Source organism: Acidobacteriota bacterium, assembly GCA_022340665.1.
Lineage (GTDB): Bacteria > Acidobacteriota > Thermoanaerobaculia > Thermoanaerobaculales > Sulfomarinibacteraceae > Sulfomarinibacter.
Window position 1 is genome coordinate 24,883 of sequence record JAJDNM010000034.1, and the last position, 26,611, is coordinate 51,493.

Below are 26,611 nucleotides of genomic sequence, written 5' to 3' on the forward strand. Positions count from 1 at the left end.
CCATGTCGATGATGCGAAACCGACCCCTGCCATCCCTGATGGCTGATCTGGCAAAAGGCAAGGTCACCGGCACGCTCAGCTCGACCTCCGGCGGCCAGACCAGAGAAATCATGTTCACCAACGGCGAGATCCGTGCAGCCCGTTCGTATGTCGAAGACGAGAAGCTCGGAACCTGGTTGGTGGAGCAGGAAGTTCTGACGGAAGACGATCGGGCGCTCATGCTCCTCGCCCAGGGTGGCGGCGGCGATGAGCCTTTCGGTCAGATCCTGATCGAGAAGGGATACCTCACCCTCGAGGTGCTCGACAAAGAACTCGAACAGCTTGCGCTCGAAATCATTCGTCGGGCGGCGAGAGCAAAGGGGGCGGAAAACGAGTTCATCGATGGCGCTGGGGAAGGTCAGCTCGATACGCTCCCCAACGTCGTGACTTCCGAGGTCATCCTCCTCGCCGCGAGGGAGTTCTCGGACGTTGACGCGATCCGCGAAATGATCGGGTCGACCGACCGGATAATCAAGCTAAGGAGTTCGCTGAACGACATGCTCGAAGAGGTTCAGCTGACTCCGACGGAGGGATTTCTCCTCAGTCGCTTGGACGGGGCCGGCAACCTTACCGGACTGATTCGGCTCTCCTCTCTGCCGGAAGAGGATACCTATCTGACGCTTTACCCCCTGTTGTTGTCGGGAACCGTGGTCATCCTCAGCGAGGACGGAGAACCGCTGCCGGAACCAGAGGTCGAGTCGACGGCGCCTCCTGAAGAGCAAGTACGAGAAGAGGTACCACAGGTCGAAGAGGCGCCCGCAGAGGATACCGGCGAAACCAAGGTGCCCGAGGAGAAACTGATTGAAGACGAGCCTTCTGGGGAAAAACCCGCCACCATCGCTGATGATGCGACAGAGCGTACGGAGGACGGCGTCGACTTCACCGAAAAGCAACTCGAGGAGCGTCGATTCATTCTGAAGCTCTCGGAAGACGTCACCAAGGTGGACCACTATCGCGCGCTCGGCCTCAAACGCACCGCCAACCCGAACGAGGTGGACGACGCTTGGAAAAAGCTCCAGAATCGTTACTCGCCGGATTCGGTCGCATCCTACCTGACGGACATGACCTCTCACCTCGAGCGGATCGTCGAGCGGGGCCGCGCCGCGCACGAGGTGCTTTCTTCGCTTCGTGACCGGTCGCGCTACGACAAAATTCTGCGATCACTCGACCGGGACTACGAAGCAATCGAGAAATCGCACAAAGAAGAGGAGGGCGCCAGAGCCCGTAGAGCGCTGGTCGAGGCGAACATCAAGCGAGCGGACGAGCTCATCAAACAAGACGAGTTCTTCCTCGCCATTCAGCTGCTCGAGCAAGCGTGCTCAATTCAGCCGCGGCCGAGGGAACTCATCAAGCTGTCGCGGCTCCTGCAGCGCAACCCGCCTTGGGTGAACCGCGCGCTGGCATGCCTGCGGCGTGCGATCGAGACGGATCCGAAGAACGTAGAAGCGTGGCTGGAGCTCGCGGATTTCTGGCGGCGGCGCAATCACGCGGAACGTCAGCGCAAGTCCCTCGAAAGGGTCCTCGCGATCGATCCGGACCATGAAGAGGCGAACCAGATGTACAAGGACCTGGTGGGCAACCGAGAACTGCAGAGACTGCTTCGCCGTGCCCGCCAGATGCGTTGATCAGTCGCGCTTCCGATGCCAGTTATCATCGACGGCAACAACCTGCTCCACACACTTCCCGATCGCCAGAGGAATCGAAAAGAGGTTCGTCGACTCGCGCTCGAAACGGTTCGACACGAAACGATGCAGCTGGTCGTGGTCTTCGACGGACCCGCTCCGTCCGGATGTCCCGAGGTCGAGGTCCTCGGCTCGGTCACCGTCCGGTACTCGGGGTCGGCGAGTGCGGACGAGACCATCCTGCGTCTGCTGCCAAGCGGCAAAGCACAAGGCTGGGTCGTCGTGACCGATGACCGGGATCTCGGCAGGCGAGCGAGGGAGCTGGGTGCGAGCGTCCGGCCCGTGAGCCATTGGCGCGGGCGAAATCCACCTCGGCGACGGCGCGTGTCGACCGAGCCGAAGCTGTCCTCGCACGAGGTGGGTGAGTGGGAGGCATACTTTTCCGCCCCAGATGAAGAGTCCGTCACTGACCCGCATGATTCATGAAGCCTCGACGCACGGGTTGTTGCTGTCCGTCAGGCATCCTCGTTTCGGGTCGGAGGGTGGCAACTCAAAACTCAAAAATCTCAACTCAAAATTCGAACGGGCCTTCGGGTTGGCAGGACCTGATGAGATCGGTAGAATCCCGGCGCGGTGAAATTACGCCGGAGGTTCACAGATGGCCAACCACATCAACCAAATCAAGAAATCGTTCTCCGACCTCGGGATCGAGATGAATTTCGGGATCGAGGCATCGAATATCGGCGCCTGCACCGGCGAGTGGGTCGTCGCCGAAGACATGCACGAACTGATCTCGGTCAATCCGACTGACGGCCAGCCAATCGCTTCAGTCATCCAGGCGGATGAGGCGGCATACGAAAGGGTCGTGGCGACTGCAGCCGAGACCTTCAAGTCCTGGCGGATGATGCCCGCTCCGGCTCGCGGTGAAATCGTCCGTGACCTCGGCAACGAGTTGCGGATCTTCAAGGATCCCCTCGGCAAGCTCGTGTCACTCGAGATGGGCAAGATCCTCTCCGAAGGCCTTGGCGAGGTTCAGGAGATGATCGACATGTGTGATTTCGCGGTCGGTCTCTCGCGCCAGCTTTATGGCCCTACGATGATGTCGGAACGTGCACGCCACCGGATGTATGAGCAGTGGCACCCGCTCGGCGTCGTTGGTGTCGTCACCGCCTTCAACTTCCCGGTCGCAGTATGGGCGTGGAACGCCGCACTTGCTGCCGTGTGTGGCGACACCGTCATCTGGAAGCCGTCGTCGGACACCCCGTTGACCGCGATAGCCGTGCAGCACATCTGCAACCGGGTCATGGACCGCCATGGAGTGCCCGGGGTCTTCAGCCTCGTTGTTGGCCCGGGACGCACGGTGGGAGAGCGCATGATCAACGATTCACGGGTTCCGCTCATCTCGTTTACCGGGTCCACCAAGATGGGCCGCCACGTATCAGAAACCGCGGCCCGGCGGTTCGGCCGAAGCATTCTCGAGCTGGGCGGCAACAATGCGATCATCGTCGCTGAAGACGCCGACCTCGAGCTTGCTGTGCGTGCCATTCTCTTTGCCGCAGTCGGTACGGCCGGTCAACGCTGCACTAGCCTGCGCCGTCTCTTCCTTCAAAAGGGTATCGCCGGTGAGGTCATCGATCGCCTGCTCAAGGCCTACCCGAGCATCGCCATCGGCGACCCGCTCGACGAAAACGTCCTGATGGGACCGCTTGTCAACGAACGTGCAGTCGAGGATCACATGGCTGCGCTCGAGGCAATTCGTGAGCAGGGCGGCGAGATTCTGTATGGCGGCGGTCGACCGGACCGTGAGGGCTTCTTTGTCGAGCCGACGATAGTCAAGGCCCGGCCCGACATCGAGATCGCGCAGGACGAAACCTTCGCACCGATTCTCTACGTCTTCGAGTATGACGACCTCGGCGAGGCCATTCACTATCACAATGCGGTGATGCAGGGCCTGTCGTCAGCGGTCTTCACCTCGAACCTCCATACCGCCGAGAAGTTCCTTTCGCACGAAGGCTCGGACTGCGGCATCGCCAATGTCAACATCGGCACCTCGGGCGCAGAGATCGGCGGCGCGTTCGGTGGAGAGAAGGAGACGGGCGGTGGTCGCGAGGCCGGATCGGATGCGTGGAAAGCGTACATGCGGCGCCAGACCTGCACCATCAACTGGGGTGGTGAACTACCATTGGCCCAAGGCGTGAAGTTCGACGTGGAGTAGGGGCGGGTCGGGTCGATTCAAAAACTACCAACGACGCCGGAATCTGATCGAAAGAACGGATTACGGAACGGTCTGTGACCAGTTGGTGAGGTCACCCGACTGGAACCCATCGGAGAACACAGCGCTATTGTCAGCGAGAGAGACAACTGTTACGCCATAGTGGGCCATCCCGGAATACGACCCACCCCACGTCATTTGATGGTCCGTGTAGTCCCAGGTGTCGTGGATGTATATGAGCGAGCCAGCGGTGTTGTAGCCGTAACCGAGCATCGTGTGTCCCGCTACGTGAATGAGGACCGGCCGCCCGGCATCGATCTCCTGCTGGAACTGTTCGAACGAAAATCCATACGGAAGCCCTTGCTCGATGATGTACTGGTTGAAGCGGTTCGTCACAACGTATCCCCGCGATTCGAAGAACAGTTGGAGACCGTATCCACCATCCGCCGCATAGGCCGAGCTCGAAAATTGCTCGCCGTTCGTCCAAAAATAGAATGTCGTTGCACCATCAACATTGTTGAAGTTCGACTGATTCGTCCTCATGAAATCCGCAGTGCAGTCGGTGGCCGTATGTTCGGGCCAGCCGTTAGTGATGAAAGGGTCTGGACCTGCGTTTCCATAATTCTCGTAGTAGTCATCAACGTGTCCCCTCACGGCGCGTCCATCCAGGCCCTGGTGGGTCGCGCTCAACGGACATTCCCCATATCCCCATGCGCTGTTGTCCATCGGACAGCGTCCGCCATTGGTGGGTCCGGTGTACATGTTGGGGTAGCCTGTGTTGTCGTAGTGCCCAGCGAGCATCGCCGCAGATGTCGCTGAACAGCCGTACGACCAATCGAAAGCCGGAACACTCGAAAGGACATTGACCCCCGCCGCCATGTTCGTTTCTGGCACGAGCGCGGCTTTCATTTTCACCGCGGGAGGAAGGCCGCCCGGTACAACGATCCTGTCGAGAAGCGCCCCACCTGGCAGCTCGATTGTTTCAATGTCCCGCAGATCGAGGGGTGAGAGGGCGGAAACCGCTGAAGCTATTACGGCGATTACCACCGTTGAAGTGAGGATTATTCTGCATTTCCTCATACCCGCTCCCAACGTGTGTCGAGCCGCCCTCATATTCACGCTATCGACGTGGCTGTCACGAGTCAATGAAGATAGGTTTTTTTAAACTAAATTTGACATTTGATAAGTGAGATATAACCTATTATGCTCTTGAATGGCCCCTGGACCCCTTGAAGTGATCACACTGCTACCATGGTCCACATGGAAGGCACGGTTCTGGTCATCGACGACGACCCGGGGGTCCGAAAAGCGCTCAAACGCATCCTGACCGGGGCCGGCTATCATTTCGAGGAGGCCAGCGATGCCTTCCAGGCGCTGGAAGCCATCGATGCCAGCCCGCCGGATGCGGCGTTGCTCGACATCAAGATGCCCGGGTTGGACGGGCTCGGCTTGATGGAGAACCTCAACCAGCGGGGCCTCGAGATTCCAATCGTGATTCTGACCGGCCATGGCGACGAGTTCACCTCGAGCCAGTGCCTCGAAGCGGGCGCCGCCGGCTACCTGACCAAGCCGCCCGATCGGGCGGAACTGCTGCTTGCCGTTCAGGGAGCGGTCGCTCAGGGTCGGGTGAGAAAGGAGCTCGGCCGGATCGCCGAGCCACCACCACTCCTCGGCGACAGCACGGAAATGCACCAGCTACGCGACGAGATCGCCCGCGTGGCCCCGTCGCATGCGACGGTGATGGTCGAAGGCGAGTCGGGGACCGGCAAGGAGCTTGTGGCGAGGCGCTTGCACCATCTCTCCGACCGAGCGCGGCGCCCGTTCGTACGGGTCAACTCGGCGGCAATCCCGGAGGAGCTCATCGAATCCGAGCTCTTCGGCCACGAGAAAGGGTCCTTTACCGGCGCCCACCGGCGCCAGGTCGGCAAGTTCGTCCAGGCCGACGGCGGGACGATTTTCCTCGACGAAGTCGGCGATATGAGCCTCAAGACCCAGGCCAAGGTGCTGCGGGTGTTGCAGGACGGGGAGGTCGAGCCGGTCGGTGCGGGTCGGGCCTTTCAAGTCGACGTGCGGGTCATCGCCGCGACCAATAAGAACCTGGTCGAAGAGGTGCAGGCCGGAAACTTCCGAGAAGATCTCTTCTACCGGCTCGCGGTGGTGGTTCTCAAGACTCCACCGCTCCGGAAACATCCCGGGGACATCCCGGCCCTGGTCGAGCATCTCACCGATCAGTTCTGCCGGGAGTACAACCGCCGACCCAAGACATGGGCGGCACCCGCTCTCGACCAGCTCGCCCGCCACCAGTGGCCCGGCAACGTGCGCGAGCTGAAAAACGTCGTCGAACGCGCCGTCATCATGGAGCTCGAGGACACCATCTCGGTAGTCGACCTGCCGATACTTCCGCAAAGCGGTGCCGCGGATTCGCTGCTCGACATTGCATCCCTGCAGGAGTTCCAGCGGCAATCCGAGATTGCCTTCCTGCTGCACCACCTCGAGCGCAACGGGTGGAACGTGGCTGCGACAGCTCGGGTCATTGGCACGCCGCGCTCCAACCTGTACAAGAAAATGCGTGCCTACGGCATCGAGCGGGAGCAGTAGTGAGCGGCGGCATCACCTTGCAGGATCTGACAGCCTGCGGGGCCCACCAGCGAGGCCATTTCCTGCTCTCTTCGGGTCTGCACTCGGCGGACTATCTCCAGTGTGCACTCTATCTTGCCCACCCTCGGCGCTCGGCTCACGCGGGTGGATTGCTCGCCGGTGCGATCGTGGAGGCCGGTTTCGATCCGGAGATCATTGTCGCCCCGGCGATGGGAGGGCTGATCATCGGCCACGAGACTGCCCGCGCCCTCGACCTGCCATTCATATTCACCGAGCGAGCCGAGGGGGAGATGTTGCTGAGGCGTGGTTTCGGGCTCGCCCCCGGTCAGCGAGTGGTGGTGGTCGAAGATGTCGTTACGACGGGTCGCTCGACGCGGGAGGTGATCTCGATCCTCGAAAATCTCGGCGCCGAGGTGACCGGTGTGGCCTCACAGGTCAACCGGTCGGGCGACCCGCAGCCCTTCGCACCACTCTCCAGCCGCGCACTTCTCGAGGTCGAGTTTCCGACCTGGAAACCTGAAGAGTGCCCGCTGTGCCGCGATGGCGAGCCGATTGCCAAGCCGGGCTCACGACCGATCACATAGGTAGTTTTGAGTTCTCGGTTTTGAGTTTTGAGTTCTGTTCGCTCACTCACGTTTGACACAGGGGTGGGTGGGGGGATAACTCAAAACTCGTAACTCAAAACTCGTAACTCAAAACTCAAAACTCAAAACTCATAACTCCGAGTATGGCGTCCGGCTCATGGCGACGAGCCTCCTCGGCCAGCTCTTCAACCGTGAGTCCGAGGAACGGGTGAACCCAGTCGGCCGCGATCTCCGCCGCCGGCTCGAGGGCGAAACGTCTTTGGTGAAAACGGGGGTGTGGGAGCTCGAGGACAGGACCGCGGCAGACCAGATCGTCGGCCATAAGGAGGTCGAGATCCAGGCAACGAGGCCCCCACCGTTCCTCCAGCGATCGATCCCGCCCGGCCGCTGTTTCGAGTTGACGGCATCGATCCAATAGGTGCCTCGGTTCTCGTGGCCACGCGACGATCGCTGCCGCGTTGAGGTAGTCCGGCTGCGAGGGTCCAATCGCACGGGTGCGCCAGAGGCGAGAGGTCGCGAGAACGTCTCCGTCGCGAGCCAGACGATCGAGACAGTCTCGAAAAACCGCCCGCGATTGGCCCTGATTGCTACCGAGACCGAGAAGCACTTTCAACAAGGATTCCATCATAGTTGATTTAGATCACAGGGTGACATCAACCCGCCCTGTAATATGGTAATGAGGGCGTTTTGCCGTTCAACGGCGTGTCGGGATGGAGAACACATGAAACGATCAAAGGCACGAACTGTGTTGGTGTTCGCCCTTGTTGCAGGTCTGTTGTCGTCAGCGAGTGCAGTTTCCGGCGCCAGGCCCGAGGGCTCCCACCCGGTGGTCCCTCGCCAAGACCGAGAGAGAAGGCCGGCACTTGCCAGGATCCAGGGTGTACTCACGGTCGTGTCCGGTGACCCGCGACCAGGTAATCCCTTTCCTCCGGTCGAGACTATCTTCCTGCGACGAGCCTCCGGCGTCGAGATCGAATTGATCTTCGAACCCGAGCAACTGGCTGCCCTGGGCGGCACCTGGCAGCTCGACGGGCGGGCCGTCGAAGTGGTGATCGAACCAACTGAGGGAGCCATCGCGAAGTCTGCCGCCAGAATGCCCGCGCAGGTACGGTCCGCCCGACTGCTGAGAGACTCGACCTTCGACAAGGCAGCCGTTACCGCCAAGGCGGTCACCGGCGCGCAGCCGTGGGTGTCGATCCTCTGCAAGTTTTCGGACGTATCCGGTGAACCGAAACCTCTTTCGTTCTTCCAGGGGATGTACGCGTCGACCTATCCCGGGCTCGACCATTACTGGCGTCAGCTTTCATACGACACCGCCAACGTGTCGGGCAGCATGGCGGTGGCCTGGGTGACGCTGCCCTATCCCGTGAGCCACTACGAGAGCACGTCGAGTGACAGGCTCAGTGATATGGCTATTGACTGCACCGCGGCGGCCGATCACCTCGTGTATTTCCCGGATTTCGTGGGCATCAACATGATGTTCAACGATACATTCGGCCCCTACGCGTGGGGTGGAAGCCGATACATGACCCTCGACGGTCAGACAAAACGATACCGGGTGACCTGGGAACCCCCATGGGGTTACCAAAACATCGGCGTGATCGCGCACGAGATGGGCCACGGCTTCGGCCTCCCGCATTCGAACAACGCCGATGGTGATGCCGACCCTTACGACAATCCGTGGGACGTGATGAGTAACAGCTGGGGGTACGCTCTCAGCCACTCGACCTACGGAACGGTCGGCAAGGGGACCATCGGCTACCACGCGGACATACTCGGCTGGATTCCGCCCTCGCAGAAGCTTGACGTAAACTCGGCCGGGATCTATACCGCGACGGTCGACAATCTCGAGCTACCGTCAACCGCCAACCTACGCCTCATAAACGTTCAGATCCCCGACTCATCGATGCATTACACGGTGGAGGTCCGAGATCTCGTGAGCTACGACGCCAAGCTTCCGGGTTTTGCAGTCGTGATCCACGAGGTTTACCCGGGCAGGAAGGAAGACGCCTGGCTGGTGGATGTCGAAAACCCGGCCAATGGCGCCGATGCCGGTGCAATGTGGCTCCCCGGCGAGTGCTTCGAGGACGAGCCGAACGAGATCGAGATCTGCGTCCAGAGCCTGACCACCGAGGGCTACGTCGTCAGAGTATCGTATGGCGACACCGGAGTGATCTTTTTGGATGGCCTCGAGGAAGGCAGTACCGCAAGTTGGAGCAGCACTGTGCCGTGACAAACGGGATCGTTGGGGCGTATATCGTTACACTGAGACATTGGTTTTCGTGAGGCTCTGCGAAGTCAGACGCGCGCCACAGAATTGCCTTGGCTTTGCCATCCTACGACTGCACCGCATCTGCTAAAGTCCACCCGTGATCAGGAAGAAGACCGTTCCTGCGGGAAAGACACCGCCGAAGAGCATCACTGGGGTGTTCAGGAAACTGACGTCCGGCAAGAGCTGGATGTCCCTCGCGATCGTGCTGCTGTGGGCGGCGGTTGCCGGCTGCCTGGTGGGTGCCGTCGGAGGGTGGGCGATTGCCCAGTTTCTGCGCGTGCCGCAGGTCGATCTGCTGGACACCTTCGAGCCTGCCGCGACGACCCAGATCTACGCCGCCGACGGCCAGCAGGTCGCGTCCTACGCTCTCGAACAGCGCTTCGTGCTTCGCCCGGAGGAAATCCCCGAGCACTTCAAGCTGGCGGTGGTGGCAATCGAGGACGCCGACTTCTTCTCGCACGGAGGAGTCGATCCGCAGGCGATCATGCGTGCCGCGTGGTACAGCTTGTTGGATCGTCGGATCGGTTCGAGAGGTGGCGCGTCGACCCTGACCCAGCAGTTGGCGCTCAACCTGTTTCTCAAGCGCGAACGCACGATCGGCCGCAAGGTCAAGGAAGCGCTCCTCGCGATGGACATCGAGAAACGCTACTCGAAAGATCAAATTTTGACCATGTACGCCAACCAGATCTTCCTCGGCCACGGCGCCTACGGGGTGGAGGCGGCGTCCAACCTATATTTCGAGAAACCGGCCGCGGAGCTCACGCTGGCGGAGGCCGCGCTTCTGGCCGGGATGATTCCGAGCGCCAACAATCTGTTCGACCCGATCCGGCGGCCGGAGAACGCGCTCGAGCGGCGCAATAAGGTCCTCGCGCGGATGCTCGAGCTTGGATTCATCGATCGAGAGGCGTACGAGGAGGCGATTGCGCAGGACCTGGGAGTCGACCTGCACCGCGAGCAGGTGGAGACCGGCGCCTACTTTCTCGAGATGACCCGGCAGGAGATCGAGCGCCGATATGGAACCGACGCCCTCTACACCAGCGGCCTTCAGGTCCATCTGACGATGGATTCGAAGCTGCAAGCAGAGGCGGAGCGGGCCGTTCGCGAAGGGCTCGTCAATCTGGAGATGACCTACATTGGATACCGTCGTCCGCCGAACGTCCTCGTAGATAGCGAGCTCGAGGACGTGGGTGCGTACCAGCATCCGAGCTGGGAGAACCTGGAGCTGGTCCCCGGTGCGATGGTGCATGCCGTTGTTCAGGAGGTGTCGACGCGAAAGGCGAATCTGCGAATCGGTGACCGCGCCGCCGAGCTTGGTCTCGGGTCCGCGAAATGGACGCGCTCGAACTCTCTCAAGAGGATCCTGAAGACCGGGGATCTGGTCTTCGTCAAACTGCCCGATCCCTTGCCCGAGGATCCCGAGGCTGTGCTCTCGGTCGGGTTGCTCCAGGAACCCGAGGTCGAGGGCGCCTTGATCGCTCTGGACAACCGGTCGGGCGCGATCCTGGCTCTTGTCGGCGGGTTCGACTTCGAACGCTCCGAGTTCAACCGTGCGGTCCAGTCAGAACTGCAATGTGGCTCGGCCTTCAAACCGTTCGTCTATCTGACAGCCTTCGAGCACGGATTCACGCCGGCCGACACCGTGTTCGACGCGCCGTTTCTGCTCCCCGACAGTAATGGAGAGCTCACATATTGCCCGAAAAACTACTACGAAAAATATTACGGCATTACGACCCTGCGGCGAGCCCTCGAGCTCAGCTACAACGCGTCCGCGGTCAAGCTGCAGCAACTGGCGGGCAGTCGGTCGGTGGTCGAAACCGCACGGAAGTTTGGAATCAGCACCGAACTCCATCCATACCCCTCGCTGGCGCTTGGGTCGCTCGGAGTCCGCTTGATCGATCTGGTGCGCGCCTACTCGGGGATCGCCAATCTCGGCGAGGTGCCGGAGCCGTTCTACATCGCCGAGGTCTACGACCGTGACGGGCGCCTGCAGGAGCAGTTCTTCCCACATACCGAGCGCGTCATGTCAGAGGCGGTGACGTACCTGGGACTGTACATGCTGCGGGGCGTCATCCAGCACGGTACCGGCAATAGCGCTGCCCGGTTCGAAGCCAATCTCGCCGGCAAGACCGGCACGACCGATCTCTACTCTGATGCGTGGTTCGTGGGCTTTTCGCCGCGCGTCACGGTCGGGGTCTGGGTTGGCCGTGACCTCAAGGCGCCGATTGCCAAGAAGATGACCGGAGCCATGGCCGCACAGCCGATCTGGAATGACTTCATGACAAATTACCTGGACACGCTCACCCCGGAAGAGCTGGCGGAGGATTTTCAGGTGCCGCCAGGAATCGTCTTCACGCCGGTGGACGCGGCCACCGGAGAGCGCGCGGTGCCGCCGTGCAGCCACCAGCAAGAGGTGATTCTCGAAGCGTTCCTCGATGGTACCGAACCGATCGACCCGTGCAACGAGGAGATGGGGGAGATCATCAATCTTCCGTGGCCGTTCCAGCTGTCGTATTACTCACCCAAGCCGGGAGAGCCGATGCCGACCATGGAGGCGATCGGTTTTGCAGACGATCGGCTTCGACCGACGCCGACACCGGAGCAGCAGGCGGAGTTGGAACGCATCGCCACCGATGAAGGTCCCTACGCTGCCGAAAAGCGCCGACTCAAAATGGGAGTGAGGAGACCTGAAACGGACGAAACAAATTAGGAATTCGGAATGAGGAATGAGGAATTCCCACCCCACCTCCCGTCCTGCGTCGGTGGGCGGGAGCTCAAAATTGAGAATTCAGAATTCAGAATTCAGTTTTCAACCGTCAGCTTTCCTGCAGAAATCCCTCGACGGCCTCGAGGAAGCTGTCCGGAGGCATGTAACCTGGAATTCGGCCGATTTCCAGACCACTGCCGTCCAGAACGATGACCGTCGGGAGACCGTCGACCCGATACTGGTCGGAGAGTGCGCGGCCATCGCCTTCGACATCCAGGCTCAACGGCACGACCTGGTCTTGGAGAAACGAGGCCACCCTGGCATCGCTGAGTGTTGTCGACTCGAGACGCTTGCACCAAACGCACCAGTCGGCATAGAAATTGACGAGCACCGGCTTGCCCTCGTCCTTCGCGCGTTCGAGCGCCGCCGGGAGGTCCTTCTCCCACTTCACGGCAACGGTGCGGTGGTTGCTGACGGTGTCGACCGGCCCTTGCGCCACCGGCTCGGAACGGTTGCAGGCGGATGACGCCACGAGGGCCGCGGCGGCGAGAATGAGAAATGTGCGCTGTCCGATACTCTTCACGATGCTCCTCCAGGGCCGTCCTTTCGGCCGGTTGGCGTGAGTATATCACCTTTTGGCTATACGCTTCTATGATATTCCGAAGCCTGAAGTTACGGCCTTGCGCCCGATTTGATCCCGTGACATGATCCGCCCGTGCCACGACCCTCGATTTCGCTGTTTCGTCGTATAGAAAGTGCGCTCGAGACGATTTCACTCGGGTCGACACCGCTGGAGACAATCCACCTCGCAGCTGATTTCATCGCCGACAGTTTTGCGGAAGATCTCGGAATCAAGGGAGGCCGGATCTACGCGCAGGATGACGGCAGTTTCGAGCTGGTCGAAACCTTCGGCGACGCATCCAGGGATCCGATCGGATTGCGGGTCTGGAAGACCTATCCGCCGTTCGATCGTTTACTCGACGTCGGTTCGGTGGTCATGCGGCGGGACGACCCCCGCCTCGACCAACGGCTCGAGGCGGACCTCGGAACGCGCGAATGGTTCGCGGCAGTGGCCGTCGCAGATGGGCGGTATGTTCTCTCTTTCGACGTCGAGCCGGCTGGCGGAGATCACGAAGACCTCGTCTCAACCCTCAACATCATCCGACTCGCGGTCAACCAGAAGCTGCGTGAAGAGAGGGTGAACGAGCTGGTCGAAGAGGCGCGGCAGATCCAGACCTCGATCCTTCCGCGCCAGCTTCCGCAGCCTGGAGACTTCGAGATCGCCGCGCGAACGGTGGCGGCGGAAGTTGTCGGTGGAGACTTCTACGACGTCATCACTCTCGACGATGATGTCTTTGCCGTGGCGGTCGCCGACGCCACCGGGCACGGTCTCCCGGCTGCTCTCCAGGTGCGCGATGTTTTCACCGGGCTTCGAATGGGTCTTGCCAGGGAATTCAAGCTGACTCGTACAGTCGCCCGCCTCAACCAGATCATTCACCGCAGTCGGCTGGCGACCAAATTCGTTTCACTGTTCCTGGCCGAAATGAACCTCGACGGCAGGATCATATTCTGCAACGCCGGGCATCCCCCGGCGGTGCTGATGCGGGCGGACGGATCGGTCTCGTTTTTACGAGCGGGAGGAATGATACTCGGGCCGAGCGCGGATGCGCGCTATAGCTTCGGCATCGATCAGCTCGATCCGGGGGACCTGATGGCACTCTACACCGACGGCATCACGGAGGCAGCCGGCGAGCCCGACGGCGATGAGTATGGCGAAGAGCGTTTGGTGAGCGCAATGAGAGCTGCTCGCCACCTCGACCCGATCGCGATCGTCGATCGAGTTTTTTCGGACGTCGAGGAGTTCGCCGCAGTCTCACCACCGGCGGACGATCAGACCCTTGTGGTCATTAAACGGCACGCACCAGAAATCGAGGAGATACCGGCATGATCGACTTCGGACCCGCAGCCTTCTTCGACCTCGCCGGCTTCTCCCATCCGGACCTTATGGCTCCCGAAGAACCGGTGTGGGCGGCCCTCGGCAAGAAGCTGAGTGGCTACCTCGAATCCTGGACGGACTGGAGCATCAACATCGACCTGCCAGCCGGGGTACATCTCCTGGGTGATCGAATCGCCATTGCATCCGGTTGCTCGATCGAGCCTGGAGCAGTCATCATCGGGCCGGCGATTCTGGAGGAGAACGTCCAGATCCGGACCGGGGCCTACGTTCGGCAGAATGTGATCCTGACAGCCGGCAGCCTGGTCGGTGCCCACAGCGAGGTCAAGGGGTCGATTCTGTTCCCGGGCGCCAAGGCTCCGCACCAGGCGTACGTCGGCGATACGATTCTGGGCCGAGACGTCAACCTCGGTGCGGGCACGATTTGCTCGAACGTCAAGAACGTCGGTCGCGAGGTCAGCTTTTCGGCGGGCGGCGAGACCCACCACACGGGGCTGAGAAAGTTTGGCGCTATCCTCGGGGATGGCTGCAAGACTGGCTGCAATACCGTTCTCAACCCAGGTGTTCTGATGGGCCCTGGCTCGGTGACCTATACCAACGCGAGCATCCGTGGCGGTTTCTATCCCGCGGGCACCCTCGTCAAGGTGCGCCAGACACAGCAGGTTTCCGAGATGCGGAAGCTGCAGCGAGAGTGATCTAAGAATTCTCAATTCTTGATTCTCAATTCTCAATTCCCTTTCACCTCCAGTACTCAGGGACGGTGGGCGGTGGTAAATCCCAATTCCAGAATCCGAAATCCCAAATCGGCTTCTTTTGGCACCACAATTGCACTTTTAGGGGTCGACCGGGAGGTGGAAGATGAAAAAGGTCCTGATCGCGGGGTTGCTGCTCGCACTCGGCGGCGTTTCGATGGCCTCTGCTGAGGACGAAATGACCTCGCTGAGCTACATCTCGTATCTCGAGCGCTACGCGACGGTCCAACCGGCCAATCAGGAAGAGAGTCTCGAGGCGGTCATCAACATGCCCCTGGTCGGAGGAGACCGCGTGGACACCGCTCGTGAAGCGAGAATGGAGATCATCCTTGCCGACGGAAACACCGTGTGGCTGGATGAGTACACAACCTTGAGTCTCGACGCAGTCGCGTTCAGCCGGGATTCCGGTTCCGATCGCAGCGTGATGTACCTTGCCGAAGGCTCGATCATTCTCGAAATCACGGAGTTCGACCTCTCCGACAAACCGATCCGGATCGACGGGCGTGCCGCCACCGTTTATCTCGACGCGCGTGGGCTCTACCGCGTGCGGGCATTGCCGAACGGCGGGCTGCGAGTCGAAGTCATGGACGGTCTCGCCGAAGCGGTCACCTCCTCGGGTGGCGTCCTGATTCGCGCACAGTCGTCGGCCGAGGTCGGGGCGGGAGCAGTGCAGCGGAGCGAGAACCAGGTTTTCTGGAGCGACGATTTCGCGGCCTGGGTGGACATGAGGCGACAGATCCCTGGTGGAGAGAGCTCCCAGCACGTCGATCTTCGGTACTCGCGGCAGGCTGCTCAGCTGGACAACTACGGGAGCTGGATCTACGTCGACTCCATCAACTCCTGGGCGTGGCAGCCGACAGTCGGTGTCGATTGGGCGCCCTATCGGGCCGGTCGCTGGTACTGGACGCCGACCGGGTGGTCGTGGCTGTCGTACGAACCGTGGGGCTGGCTGCCCTACCACTACGGATCGTGGCACTTTTCAGTCGGGTTCGGTTGGGTGTGGGCCTGGGGCGGCTACTGGTCGCCCGCGTGGGTGAACTGGGTGTGGTGGCCGGGCTACGTTGGCTGGTGCCCCTACGGCTACTACAACAATTGGTATTGGAATTACTACGGTGGCTACTACCCCGGCCACTCGCCGCCTTATCGTCCTCCGTATCCCGGCGGCGGTGGCGGTAGTGCAGTTCCACGGAGGGACGTGATTCCGCCACGAAGAGCGGACAAACGCGTCACCGGATTGACCGGAGAGAACCCGAACCCGCACGCATCGCAAGCCGCGGTCGATATCAACGGCAGGGTCCGCATGGCATCTGTCGATCGAAGAGGCTGGACAGCTGTCCGGCAAGAGGATTTCGCGAGCCCCAACCTGACTCGTCTCGCGTCTTCCGGTCGACGTGTGATGCCTGCTGAAGGCGATCAGATGGGCGTCGTCATGACCGGTCCGTTGGCGACGAGGTCGCCGTCGCGTGCCAAACCCTCGACGGAGCTCGAGCGCGTGTTCCGTGGGGTCGAGACAAGAAACCCGACAGACGTGTCCGCCCTGATGGCACGCGACGAATCCGCCAATCCTGATGCCGTGCGGCGGCTCGCCCGGCCGACGACGGTTGCGGACATCGGCCGGCGATCGGTCGAAGCCGCGGCGGTCAGTCGCAAGGCCGACTCTCTACGGCGGTCGTTGGCAGTGGGGTCTGCTCTCGAGACATCGACCGCCTCGCGTCTTGCGCAGCCCAACCGTTACCGGCCGACGATGTACGGCGAAAGCGGCGAGAAAAGCTCCGGATCGGCCTCTACACCCGGCACCTCGAGCGGTTCGAGACAGCTGGTTCAACCGCAGACCCGATCGCGCAGCGTGGATTCGGCACGTCCGGTTATCGTCCCCGGTTCACGATCCTCGGTCTATAGCCGGCCGACCACCTCGACCTCTCGCACTTCGGCAACCGGCAGGTCGACCACCCGAGCGCCGAGCTCGGTCGGCAGCAGCTCTGGTCGCAGTAGCTCTCCGCGGTCGAGTTCCGTGAGCGGGTCCCGCTCCGCCGGCTCGCGATCGACAGCGGGTACGAGCCGTTCGAGCGGTGGCAGCTCGAGGTCGTCCGCCAGTGGCAGCCGGTCCTCCAGCGGCGGCTCCCGGTCGTCGGCCGGAAGCAGCCGCCCGTCGGGCGGTTCCTCGACGAAGAGCTCGGGGGCCAGAAAACGCTGACGCGCAAGCTGAAACAATTATTCGCATCACGGCGGACCCTCCGGCTTTAGTGCGTCCAGTCGCGGTATAGTTGCTGCATGTCGGATCTCGATGAAACGATGATCGACCGCCTGGTTCACGCTGCTTCGATGGTGCGCGAAAAAGCTCACGCTCCCTATTCGCGGTTCACGGTCGGGGCTGCTGTTCTCGATGGCGAAGGTCGGGTGCACGTGGGGTGCAACGTCGAGAATGCATCCTACGGCCTCAGCGTCTGTGCCGAGCGGAACGCGATTTCGGCGGCGGCGGCGGCAGGTGCGGGACGCATCGACGGCCTGGCGGTCGTCACCGATACCGACCCACCGACCTCCCCGTGTGGCGCCTGTCGGCAGGTGCTGATCGAGTTCGGGGATTTCCCGGTGATTCTCGCCAATCCGGCCGGCAAGCGAATCCTGACCACTGTCAGCGATCTCCTCCCCGACGCCTTCACCCCGGAATCTCTTCGGAAGAACCTCGAGTCACGAAGCCCGTAGGGCGTCCGTAATTCATAACTCAAAATTGAGAATTCAAAATTCGCGAAAGTACGGCCGTTTTGCGACCACAAAACGCGCGTCGCCGTGCTGAAGTGGAACCGGAAAATTTCCCCGATTTACCCCCCTTGACACGGCGGTTTCCCGGTTCCATATTGGAAGGGTCCTCAGGGACCGCGGGTGTTTGACGGACCTCACAGCCGCGATACCCCCTGAAAAGGTCCGGGCGGGCACACCCGCCGCGACGAAATCCCGCTCCACGCGGGATTTCGTTATTTCTGCAATTCCCCCGGCAGTAACGCCGTGCGAAACTGCCGGGGGAATTGCCGTGACCGATATGAAGCATCGACTCGCCATGGAACGGCGGCTAGCTCGCCGCGAACGGCGGCGCGAGGAATATCGGCGGGGTCTCCGGCCGATGGCAATTGCAGCCTGGGAAATCTCCAAGGAGCACAACGTGGGCTCGCTGGTTCGCACGGCTCACGCGGTGGCGGCTGAGGAGGTCATCCTGGTTGGTGAACGGGAGTGGAACGTCGAGGCCGCCCGTACATCCGAGCTCTACACCACCGTCAGACAGCTGGCCGGGCTGGAAGCATTCAGGGCCCACCTGCAAGCACAACGATGGAACCTGGTGGCGGTGGAGCTCGATCAGCGCTCCGTCAGCATCTTCGATGCCGAGTATCCGGACCGGCCGTGCTTCCTTCTCGGCGCAGAGCTCGGTGGCGTGCCCGAGCAACTTCTCGAAGAAGCGGCGCTCGTGGTTCAGATCCCCCAATGGGGACTCGTGCCCTCTCTCAACCTGGCGGTCGCGGGCTCGATCGTCGCGTACGACTACCTCGCAAAGCTGAACAAAACCGGGCGACTCGCCCGACCGGACGGAGGTCTCGTCGAGGACGTGGGAGACCGGGATGACGGGGATCACACAGGATGAATCGTCGGTCGTCAGGATCGGTTGTTCGTGCTGTGACGGCCTGCTAAAGTGGGCCCGCACAGGCAAAGTCGATTTGTATCGAAGACAACAGCGCCGCCCGCAATAGACACCCGGCGACAAGACCGGGCCAAGGAGGCATCAATGCGTGATGCGACACGTTTGGCAGCTACCGCCCTGATAATCATTTTGGCGTTTTCGCTCGGTGCCTGCAAAAGCAGCAGCCCAAAGATGGACGCGCCCCCGCCTCAGCCGACTCCGGTGCCGACTCCGGATGCCGATGCTGTGGCTGAAGAGGTCGTGCACGAGCCGGTGACCGAGACAATCGTGTCCGAGGAGGTCACGGAGGAGCTGCCCGATGACATCGCACAGCTCAACGCGAGGGGTTATTTGGCGGACGTCTTCTTCGACACCGACCGATTCGATCTCACCGCGTCCGGGCGAGATGCGCTGGCCGAGAATGCGGCGTGGTTGCAAAGGCACTCCACGATTTCGATTCTCGTCGAGGGTCATTGCGACGAACGAAACACCCGCGAGTACAACCTCGCGCTGGGCGAACGTCGAGCGAGTGCAGTGCGAGACTACCTGGTCTTTCTCGGCATCGCGCCACAGCGAATCCAGACCATTTCATATGGGGAGGAGCGACCATTTGCTCAGGGGCACGACGAGGGCGCGTGGAAGCTCAACCGTCGTTCCCACTTCGTGATCGTTGCGCGATAGGAGCGAGATCATGTATCCAAGAGTTCTTCTCGTCGTCGGCATCGCGTTCCTGGTTCCGCTTGCCGCCTGTACCTCGTCGGAGGACATGGCACTTCTGCATCGGGAGATCACGGATGTCCAGCGGTCGGTTGACAGTCTTCAAACCGAGGTTCTCGATCAGTCGGATCTGCAGAGCATGGAGCGATCGATGGAGGAGATGACGACAAAGAATCTCCGTTCCAACGCCGATCTCGCTCTCAAGGTCGAGGAGCTGCAGGAGCAGATCGAGGCCCTGCACGCCAGCCTCGAAATTACGACCAGGCGCTTGCAGGCCATATCGCAGGAGTTGGCCGCGGCGCGGGCTCAGGGCGGTACCGGCGTCGTGCTGCCTCCGGTGACGGTGGTCCCGGGTGGGGGTGGCGAGGGTTCGACTGCCGCCAATACCGAACAGTCCACTCCGACAATGGCGGGCACCGCCGGCACGAGCCCGGACGCGCTCTACCGCTCGGCCTACGAGGACTATATGCGGGGCAATTACGATCTCGCAGCAGACGGCTTCCGCGAATACATGCGGCGCTGGCCCAACACCGAGCTCACCGACAATGCCCTTTATTGGGTTGGCGAGTGTCAGGATGCGCAGGAGAAGCCCCAGGAAGCCCTCGACACCTTCACCCAGGTCCTGGAAGATTATCCGACCTCCGACAAGGCGGCAGCGGCTCAGCTCAAAAAGGGCCTGATCTACCTCAAGATGGGTGACCAGGGGCAGGGTGTGGTCAACCTTCAGTACGTGGTCTACGAACATCCGGGTACTCGCGAAGCGGATCTCGCGCGCGAGCAGCTGCGCTCTCTCGGGCTCACCATCCGCTGACGTGTCCACCATCGGATACTGGATACTGGATACTGGATGCTGGATTCTGGATACTGGATCCGCCTGTCCACCCCTGGACGCGTTGATTTTGAGAAAACCGAACTGTTGCCATCCAATATCCAACATCCAACATCGAGTATCCAGCATCGAGCATCCAGCATCCAGCATCCAGCATCCAGAATCGCGCCTCCCGGCTGCCAATCGGTGAAAATACAGCCAGCACTAGCCTAATTTCGACGTTTCCGCTATCATGTCCGACCCAGTGCCGCGCGCGCCGCGCGGGACGTGACGAAGGAGTGTTTCGATGGCTACGATCAAAGGCACGAAGAAGCAAGCGCGTAAGCGCCACCGCCAGTCTCTCGAGCGGCGGATGCGGAACCGATCGGTTCGCACGCGCGTGCGTCGGCAGATGCGGCTGATGCGAGCCGCCATCGCCGAGGGTGACAAGAAAACGGTAGAGAAACTCCTGCCCGAAACGATGTCGATCATCGACGTCGGCTGGCGCAAGGGCGTGTTCCACCGCAACACTGCGGCCCGATATAAATCCCGCATGGCGAAGCAGGCCCAGGCGGTGATCTCGGGCGCGAAAGCTTGAGGCGATGAGTCAGGCCCTGCTCACCACCTCCATCCCTTCCGGAAACCTGGTGAGCCGGGGCAAGGTCCGCGACATCTATGCCACCGACCAGGCTCTGATCCTGGTGGCGACGGACCGTATCAGCGCGTTCGACAGTGTGCTGTCGCCGGGTATCCCCGGACGGGGCGAGATTCTCACCCGGCTTTCCACCTTCTGGTTCCAGCGATTTGCTGACCGCGTTCCGAACCATCTTGTCGCCACCGAGCTGACCGATTTTCCGGAGCCGTTCAGCGCCCATCCCGAGCTCGCCGGGCGGAGTGTCCTGGCGCGGAAGCTCGAGCCGATTCCGGTCGAGTGCGTCGCGCGTGGCTACCTCGCCGGTTCCGGGTGGAAGGAGTACCAGGCTGACGGCACCGTGTGCGGCATCGAACTGCCGCCGGGGCTGACCGAGTCGGCCAAGCTCCCTGAGCCGATATTCACGCCGGCGACCAAGGCCAGCGATGGCCACGACGAAAACATCAGCTTCGAGCGGATGGTGGAGATCGTCGGCAAAGAGACCGCGACCAGCCTTCGCGACCTGACGCTCGAGCTCTACGCCGCGGCGGCCGAGTACGCGCGCGATCGCGGCATCCTGATTGCCGACACGAAGTTCGAGTTCGGGTTCGATGAGAATGGGCGGATTGTCTGGATGGACGAAGCCCTGACTCCCGATTCGTCACGCTTCTGGCCGGCCGACGACTACGAGGCCGGGCGGTCGCAGGCTTCATTCGACAAGCAGTACGTGCGCGACTGGCTCGAGGCCAGCGGGTGGGACAAGGAACCGCCCGCCCCGACCCTTCCGCCCGAAGTGGTCGAGGGCACCCTGTCCCGCTATCGTGAGGCCTATCGCCTGCTGACGGGAGAAGACCTGGTTTTGGCGGCGGCAAAAGACTGAGACAGCATTCTTCGGGCACTACCCGACGAGCAGAGGAGATTCCCATGACCGTGTATGCGACCGAGAACATTCGCAATGTGGCAGTGGTGGGTCACTCCGACACCGGCAAGACCTCCCTGGTTTCGGCATTGCTCTTCGACAGTGGAGCCGTCAACCGGCTTTGCAAGGTGGATGACGGCAACACCACGACGGATTTCGATGAGGACGAGCACGACCGGAAGATCACGATCAGCACTGCTGTCGCCCACTTCGAGCACAATGGGAAGAAGGTCAACCTGATCGATACGCCGGGGTACGGCATCTTCACCACCGACGCGATCCAGGGGCTGAGGGTGGCCGACGCCGCCCTGATGATGATCTCTGCGGTCGGTGGTGTCGAGGTCCAGACGGAGAAGATGTGGAAGGCAGCTGCCGGATTCGATCTGCCCGTGCTCTTCGCGATCAATCAGATGGATCGGGACAGGGCGTCCTTCTCGCGCACCCTCGACTCGCTGCAGAAAAAGTACGGCCGCGAAGTGACGCCGCTGCAGCTGCCGATCGGCGCGGAGTCGAGCTTCACCGGAGTCGTGGACCTGGTCAGCGGCAAGGCATTCAACTGGGAACACGATGAGAGCGGCAACGCTACCGAAGGAGACATCCCCGCCGATATGGCAGACGAGGTGGCGTCGGCGCGGGAAGCTCTGATGGAAATGGTTGCCGAGCAGGACGAGGATCTGATGGAGGCATACCTCGAGGCGGGCGAACTCGACGCCGAAACCTTCGCGGGCGGCCTCAAAAAGGCAATCACCGCGCGCGAGCTCTTCCCCGTCTTCGCGCTCGCTGCCGGCAAGAATATCGGCGTGCAGCCTTTGATGAACGGGCTCACCGATCTCGTGCCCTCTCCAGACTGGCGGCCTGTCAAGGCGACGGTCGACGGCGAAGACCAGGAACTTGCGGTCTCGAAGGACGCACCCTTCGCTGCGTACGTTTTCAAGACCATCTCCGATCCGTTTGCCGGTCGCATCACGCTGTTGCGGGTATTCAGCGGCGGCGTGGCATCTGATGCGAACGTCAGTAACGCAATCAACGGCGCGACCGAGAAGCTCGGCGGTCTGTCGGCGCCGCAGGGCAAGGATCTCGAGCATGTTACCGAGCTCGCCCCGGGCGACATCGGCGCCGTGCCCAAGCTCAAGGAGACCCACACCGGCGATACCCTGTGCGAGATCAAGAAAGCTATCGTCATCGAGCCGGTGCCGATTCCGGAGCCTGCAATCAGCTTCGCTCTTGAAGCCGGATCCAAAAACGATGAGAACAAGCTCGGGCCTGCCCTGGCCAGGATCCGCGACGAAGACCCGACCATCACGGTTGGCCGAGACCCGCAAACCAAGGAGATGCTGATCTCGGGCGCCGGCCAGCTTCACGTCGAAGTCATGGTCGGTCGGCTCAAGAAACGTTACAACGTCAACGTCGTACTCCATCAACCGAAGGTCCCCTATCGCGAGACCATCACCGGCTCGGCAGAGGTCACCACCCGCCACAAGAAGCAGACCGGCGGTGCCGGCCAGTTCGCCCAGTGCGCGATCAAGATGGAGCCCAACAAAGGACAGGGCTACGAGTTCGTCGACAAGATCTTCGGCGGTTCGATTTCCCAGGGTTATCGCCCGGCGGTGGACAAGGGCGTTCAGGAAGCGGCCGAACGCGGTGTCCTCGCGGGCTACCCGATGGTCGACTTCAAGGTCACCCTGCTCGACGGCAAGGAACATTCGGTCGACTCGTCCGAAATGGCCTTCAAGATCTGCGGCCGCAAGGCCTTCAAGGAGGCCGCCAACCAGTGCAAGCCGATCCTCCTCGAACCGATCATGCAGATCGCGGTCTACGCGCCCGAAGACAACCTCGGCGATGTGATGGGCGATCTCAACTCGCGCCGCGGCAAGGTCCAGGGCATGGACTCCGGGGACGGTACGACAACCGTCAATGCGCAGGTGCCGCTGGCCGAAATGCTGACCTATGCGCCGACTCTCCGTTCGATCACCCAGGGCCGCGGCGACTACCACATGGAGTTCGCCGAGTATGCCCAGGTGCCTAAGCAGCTGCAGGACAAGATTGTGGCTGCGGCGGCCAAGGACGAGGAGGAGGACGAGGACTAGAATCCGGAATCCGGAATCCGGAATGAGGAATGAGGAATTCCCACCCGTCCTCCCGTGAAACGGAGGGCGGTTTTCTTGTCAGCCCGCAGTAGAGATCTCATGGATAATGCGGGCCAGGTCAAAACGTTTGAACGTTGAACCTTTCAACGTTTTCGCTTCACAGCTGGGTGTCGTCGTCCCAATCGGCAATCTTCGCCAGATACTCCTCGTCCTCGAAGCGAGTGGGGTGGAAGGCGGGCGCGTAGTCCGGCAGCTCTCCTCCGACGATATGCGCCGCCACCAGCTCCGAGGTCGCCGCCGATGCCATCAGCCCATAACCCGAAAGCGCACCGTGCACGAAGGCTCCCTCGATCGGCAGCGGCCCGACGAGCGGCCGGTTGTCATTCGTTTTGGTGTAGTAGCCGCCGTCGACATATGATTTCGGCATTCTCTCGACATAGGCTCCGAGGCCGGGAATCATGGTCGAGATCCCGCGCAGGCAGATCTCCGCGTAGTGGTCCGGGATCGGCAGCGGGAAGTTCTCCGCCACCGGATCGAGATGGTAGGGCCACAGAATCAGCAGGTGCCGGCTCTCTCCTCCACCTTCGATTCGGGCGTGGACTCCCGGCGGCATCTCGCCCGCCAGGATCTCGCCGTCGGGCAACCCGGCAATGAACTCGCATTCCTCGTCAGTCCAGTCGAGCTGCTGTGGATCCTCCCAGATCATGAACGGAGCACCACGCGGCACCACGCCGAGGTGGTCCTCGATCGACACCTTGAGGTGGAGCTCGGAGAAGACCGGCAGCTCGAGACCGAGCAGGGCACCAACCTCTTTCAGCATCGGGCCGGCGGCCAACACGAACCGGGGGGTCGAGATCGACGTGATCCCACTGGCAGTCCCGACCTGCACCGAGGACACCCGGCGACCCGCCGTCTCGATCCACTCGACCCGGCCCTCGATCACCTCGACGCCCGCGGCCCTGGCCTCTTCCAGCAGCAGCATCCCGAGCTGCTGGCCGGAAAACCAGCCGCAGCGTCGGGCGTGCAGGACTGCAACCGTCTCCGGCGCGAGACAGGGGAAGGCCTCGTGGATTAGTTCCTCATCGAGGATCAGGTCGGCCCCGTCCGGTGGCTGCTCCCAGCCCTGGGACAGAGCGGGCTGATAGTCGAGTCGCCCGCGGCTGCGGCCGTGGATCCGCAGCGGTCCCGCGCCGTAGCTCGAGGCGAGGACTCCGGCCTCCCGCATCTTCTCGGCCTGCTCCTGGTTGGAGGTCGCGTAGAGATAGCCGCGCCGGTTCATCAGGAAGCGGTTGTCGCTCGCCATCGCCAGCTCCTCGAGGAGGTCGATCGAGCGATTCATCATCCGCACCATGGAGTCGTCCGGCCCCGGCCACCAGTTGCGGTAGGCCTCGGTCGACTTGTCAGAGGTCAGGCTCATGGGCGGTCGCTCGTCCACCAGCACCACGTTTCGCACCCCGTGCTTGACCGCCAGCTGCCAGGCGGTTGAGATCCCGGCGATCCCAGCGCCACAAATCACGACGTTAGCGGCTGGCATGATTCGTGCGGGTCTCGGCCATCGTGATCATGACCGGGATACCAGCTGAAGCGCCTCCCGCAAGGGCACCACTCGCACTTTCCCCACGGTTTTCCCAAACAGCTGGCCGAAGTGACGGCGATCTCCGGTCACCAAAAGATCCGCATCGGCCGCAGCCGCCGCTGCAAGAATCGGTGCGTCGTTCTCGGGAAGACCGTGACCAGTGGCCCACGAAACAAGCCCCGGTCCACCCTCTGGCACTCGCGTCAAGTGATCGGTAAGTACCTCCAGGTCATTTGCGGCAGAGGGATGTTTGACCAGGATGTTTCGTCTGGCCTCATTGATGGCGTGCGTGGAGGACACGAGTTCACAGAATCCGTTTTCAGCCAATCTGAAAAGTCCCCGTGCGCGCCCGTCAATCGCTTGAGCGGCAGAGAACAGTACGTTGGCGTCGAGAAAGAGGCGCACTCAAGAACCCTTGAGCCTCTTTTCGAGGTGCTCCCTTTCCTCGGGAGTCATTCGGTCCTCTTCCATGAACTCGGCGACCCGCGCATCGCTGTAGATCTCGATCGGATAGACCCCAGCGGGGCGGAGAAGAATAGCTCCGTCTGCAGTTGCCTCGACGAGCAGAATCGCCTCGGCTTCGATCCCCAACTGGTCAAGTACTGCCTTGGGTATCGAGACCTGTCCACGCTTTCCCAATTTCGCAGTTTCCATGAATTCATGATATCATAATACCGGATTTTCGTGAACAATTCACCAGTTTGCTGTTCTGAGACAGAGGGAACCCACAATTCGCCTTTTCAACAATGCCGGCCGGTTTCCAGCTATCATGCTGGTACCTCCTGCCGGAGTGGCGGAATGGCAGACGCTGGGGACTTAAAATCCTCTCGCCGTATGGCGGTCCGGGTTCGAATCCCGGCTCCGGCATTTCAACGCCAGGGTTGCTCGTGCGCTAGGCGCACGAGCTCACGTCGAAGCCAGCCGATGGCCGCACGCCGCCTCCGACCATCCGCCCAGCGGCAGCGGCCATTGCGGCTGCCTTTCGCCGTGATCGACCCCCGCCTCCGGCACCAAAACATTACGAGTGAGTCCCTGTACCTTTTGCATGACGAACCTACTCAGAATTCCTCGGGAATAAACAATGAGTGATTGCAAAGGTTGGCACCGATGCAAAGGGTGGCACCGATGTGACCCGCCCCCAAGTTGTTAATCCAATCCCAATGTTAGGCCCTTAGCAGCCAAATCCCAAGGTTGAGGCAATGGCACCTCCCCTAGGGGAGGTGCAATCGCGATGGTTTCCGGTGCCGGCGGCCGATACCCCAGCGAGCTGTGAGGGCGCCTGGTGTTGTACTCCTGTCTCCATCTTTCGACCAGCACCTCCGCCTCCCTCAGGGTGAAAAAGATTTCGCCGTTCAGTAGCTCATCGCGAAGCTTCCCATTGAATGACTCGATATATCCGTTCTCCCACGGACTCCCGGGCTCGATGAACAGTGTCTTCACGTCGACCCGAGCCAACCACTCTCGGACAG

Annotated in this window: 25 protein-coding genes and 1 tRNA gene; 18 read left to right on the plus strand and 8 right to left on the minus strand. The window is 61.5% G+C overall.

Annotated features, from left to right (window positions below; translation table 11 throughout):
- Window positions 1-11 precede the first annotated feature (11 nt).
- The 3 genes from LJE93_05120 (at window position 12) to LJE93_05130 (ending at window position 3,876) form a co-directional block, all read left to right on the plus strand.
- Complete coding sequence (locus tag LJE93_05120) at window positions 12-1,664, plus strand: hypothetical protein (protein ID MCG6948281.1); 1,653 nt, start codon at window positions 12-14, stop codon at window positions 1,662-1,664.
- Window positions 1,665-1,679: 15 nt separating this feature from the next.
- Window positions 1,680-2,147 carry an NYN domain-containing protein gene (locus LJE93_05125; GenBank protein ID MCG6948282.1) on the plus strand — a complete coding sequence of 156 codons (468 nt, stop codon included), beginning with the start codon at window positions 1,680-1,682 and terminating at the stop codon, window positions 2,145-2,147.
- Window positions 2,148-2,319: 172 nt separating this feature from the next.
- Window positions 2,320-3,876, plus strand: a complete 1,557-nt coding sequence (locus tag LJE93_05130) for an aldehyde dehydrogenase family protein (protein MCG6948283.1) — start codon at window positions 2,320-2,322, stop codon at window positions 3,874-3,876.
- A gap of 60 nt (window positions 3,877-3,936) precedes the next feature.
- Here the strand turns inward: LJE93_05130 and LJE93_05135 are convergent, their stop codons facing one another.
- Entirely contained in the window at window positions 3,937-5,019 is a 1,083-nt protein-coding gene (locus tag LJE93_05135) for a hypothetical protein (protein MCG6948284.1), read from the minus strand.
- A 114-nt stretch (window positions 5,020-5,133) separates the two neighbouring features.
- Between LJE93_05135 and LJE93_05140 the strand changes: the two genes are divergently transcribed.
- Both LJE93_05140 and pyrE read left to right on the plus strand, forming a co-directional pair.
- Window positions 5,134-6,471 (plus strand): sigma-54 dependent transcriptional regulator, encoded by a 1,338-nt coding sequence (locus LJE93_05140; protein MCG6948285.1) that lies wholly within the window; start codon window positions 5,134-5,136, stop codon window positions 6,469-6,471.
- Window positions 6,471-7,055: an orotate phosphoribosyltransferase gene (gene pyrE, locus LJE93_05145; GenBank protein MCG6948286.1), complete on the plus strand. Its 585-nt coding sequence runs from the start codon at window positions 6,471-6,473 to the stop codon at window positions 7,053-7,055. Before LJE93_05140 ends, pyrE begins: the two co-directional genes overlap by 1 nt.
- Before the next feature lie 115 nt (window positions 7,056-7,170).
- Here pyrE and folK read toward each other — a convergent pair whose 3' ends face one another.
- A complete protein-coding gene (gene folK / locus LJE93_05150; GenBank protein MCG6948287.1) occupies window positions 7,171-7,680 on the minus strand; it encodes a 2-amino-4-hydroxy-6-hydroxymethyldihydropteridine diphosphokinase in 510 nt (169 codons plus the stop codon).
- Window positions 7,681-7,776: 96 nt separating this feature from the next.
- On the opposite strand from folK, the gene LJE93_05155 reads away from it, so the two are divergent.
- Both LJE93_05155 and LJE93_05160 read left to right on the plus strand, forming a co-directional pair.
- The gene (locus LJE93_05155; GenBank protein ID MCG6948288.1) at window positions 7,777-9,288 is read left to right on the plus strand and encodes a hypothetical protein; all 1,512 of its coding nucleotides are present in this window, start codon (window positions 7,777-7,779) and stop codon (window positions 9,286-9,288) included.
- Window positions 9,289-9,424: 136 nt separating this feature from the next.
- Complete coding sequence (locus tag LJE93_05160) at window positions 9,425-12,034, plus strand: PBP1A family penicillin-binding protein (protein ID MCG6948289.1); 2,610 nt, start codon at window positions 9,425-9,427, stop codon at window positions 12,032-12,034.
- 106 nt (window positions 12,035-12,140) lie between these two features.
- Here the strand turns inward: LJE93_05160 and LJE93_05165 are convergent, their stop codons facing one another.
- The gene (locus LJE93_05165) at window positions 12,141-12,614 is read right to left on the minus strand and encodes a thioredoxin family protein (protein MCG6948290.1); all 474 of its coding nucleotides are present in this window, start codon (window positions 12,612-12,614) and stop codon (window positions 12,141-12,143) included.
- A gap of 132 nt (window positions 12,615-12,746) precedes the next feature.
- On the opposite strand from LJE93_05165, the gene LJE93_05170 reads away from it, so the two are divergent.
- The 10 genes from LJE93_05170 (at window position 12,747) to fusA (ending at window position 23,566) form a co-directional block, all read left to right on the plus strand.
- Window positions 12,747-13,979 carry a PP2C family protein-serine/threonine phosphatase gene (locus tag LJE93_05170; protein MCG6948291.1) on the plus strand — a complete coding sequence of 411 codons (1,233 nt, stop codon included), beginning with the start codon at window positions 12,747-12,749 and terminating at the stop codon, window positions 13,977-13,979.
- Window positions 13,976-14,680: a hypothetical protein gene (locus tag LJE93_05175; GenBank protein MCG6948292.1), complete on the plus strand. Its 705-nt coding sequence runs from the start codon at window positions 13,976-13,978 to the stop codon at window positions 14,678-14,680. The genes LJE93_05170 and LJE93_05175 overlap by 4 nt, the downstream gene beginning before the upstream one ends.
- A gap of 163 nt (window positions 14,681-14,843) precedes the next feature.
- Window positions 14,844-16,931, plus strand: coding sequence for a FecR family protein (locus LJE93_05180; protein MCG6948293.1), 2,088 nt, complete (start codon window positions 14,844-14,846; stop codon window positions 16,929-16,931).
- A gap of 77 nt (window positions 16,932-17,008) precedes the next feature.
- Window positions 17,009-17,440 carry a cytidine deaminase gene (locus LJE93_05185; protein ID MCG6948294.1) on the plus strand — a complete coding sequence of 144 codons (432 nt, stop codon included), beginning with the start codon at window positions 17,009-17,011 and terminating at the stop codon, window positions 17,438-17,440.
- 334 nt (window positions 17,441-17,774) lie between these two features.
- Entirely contained in the window at window positions 17,775-18,368 is a 594-nt protein-coding gene (locus tag LJE93_05190; protein MCG6948295.1) for a TrmH family RNA methyltransferase, read from the plus strand.
- Window positions 18,369-18,509: 141 nt separating this feature from the next.
- Window positions 18,510-19,085 (plus strand): peptidoglycan-associated lipoprotein Pal, encoded by a 576-nt coding sequence (pal, locus tag LJE93_05195; GenBank protein ID MCG6948296.1) that lies wholly within the window; start codon window positions 18,510-18,512, stop codon window positions 19,083-19,085.
- 10 nt (window positions 19,086-19,095) lie between these two features.
- A complete protein-coding gene (gene ybgF, locus LJE93_05200; GenBank protein MCG6948297.1) occupies window positions 19,096-19,932 on the plus strand; it encodes a tol-pal system protein YbgF in 837 nt (278 codons plus the stop codon).
- 304 nt (window positions 19,933-20,236) lie between these two features.
- The gene (rpsT, locus tag LJE93_05205) at window positions 20,237-20,527 is read left to right on the plus strand and encodes a 30S ribosomal protein S20 (protein ID MCG6948298.1); all 291 of its coding nucleotides are present in this window, start codon (window positions 20,237-20,239) and stop codon (window positions 20,525-20,527) included.
- A gap of 4 nt (window positions 20,528-20,531) precedes the next feature.
- A complete protein-coding gene (locus tag LJE93_05210; protein MCG6948299.1) occupies window positions 20,532-21,440 on the plus strand; it encodes a phosphoribosylaminoimidazolesuccinocarboxamide synthase in 909 nt (302 codons plus the stop codon).
- A 44-nt stretch (window positions 21,441-21,484) separates the two neighbouring features.
- Window positions 21,485-23,566, plus strand: coding sequence for an elongation factor G (fusA, locus tag LJE93_05215; protein MCG6948300.1), 2,082 nt, complete (start codon window positions 21,485-21,487; stop codon window positions 23,564-23,566).
- 157 nt (window positions 23,567-23,723) lie between these two features.
- Here fusA and LJE93_05220 read toward each other — a convergent pair whose 3' ends face one another.
- From LJE93_05220 to LJE93_05230, 3 genes are read right to left on the minus strand one after another with little or no spacing between them, the layout of a single operon-like run.
- Window positions 23,724-25,100 carry an FAD-binding oxidoreductase gene (locus tag LJE93_05220; protein MCG6948301.1) on the minus strand — a complete coding sequence of 459 codons (1,377 nt, stop codon included), beginning with the start codon at window positions 25,098-25,100 and terminating at the stop codon, window positions 23,724-23,726.
- A 27-nt stretch (window positions 25,101-25,127) separates the two neighbouring features.
- Entirely contained in the window at window positions 25,128-25,547 is a 420-nt protein-coding gene (locus LJE93_05225) for a PIN domain-containing protein (GenBank protein ID MCG6948302.1), read from the minus strand.
- On the minus strand, window positions 25,548-25,796 hold the full coding sequence (locus LJE93_05230; protein ID MCG6948303.1) for an AbrB/MazE/SpoVT family DNA-binding domain-containing protein: 249 nt from the start codon (window positions 25,794-25,796) through the stop codon (window positions 25,548-25,550). It abuts the gene before it with no gap.
- Between the two features lie 130 nt (window positions 25,797-25,926).
- Here LJE93_05230 and LJE93_05235 point away from each other — a divergent pair.
- Window positions 25,927-26,009 (plus strand) — tRNA-Leu (locus tag LJE93_05235).
- A gap of 39 nt (window positions 26,010-26,048) precedes the next feature.
- Here LJE93_05235 and LJE93_05240 read toward each other — a convergent pair.
- Together LJE93_05240 and LJE93_05245 are read right to left on the minus strand one after the other, a co-directional pair.
- Window positions 26,049-26,189: a hypothetical protein gene (locus tag LJE93_05240; protein ID MCG6948304.1), complete on the minus strand. Its 141-nt coding sequence runs from the start codon at window positions 26,187-26,189 to the stop codon at window positions 26,049-26,051.
- 99 nt (window positions 26,190-26,288) lie between these two features.
- Window positions 26,289-26,611: transposase (locus LJE93_05245; protein MCG6948305.1), on the minus strand; the 323-nt coding region annotated here is incomplete at its 5' end.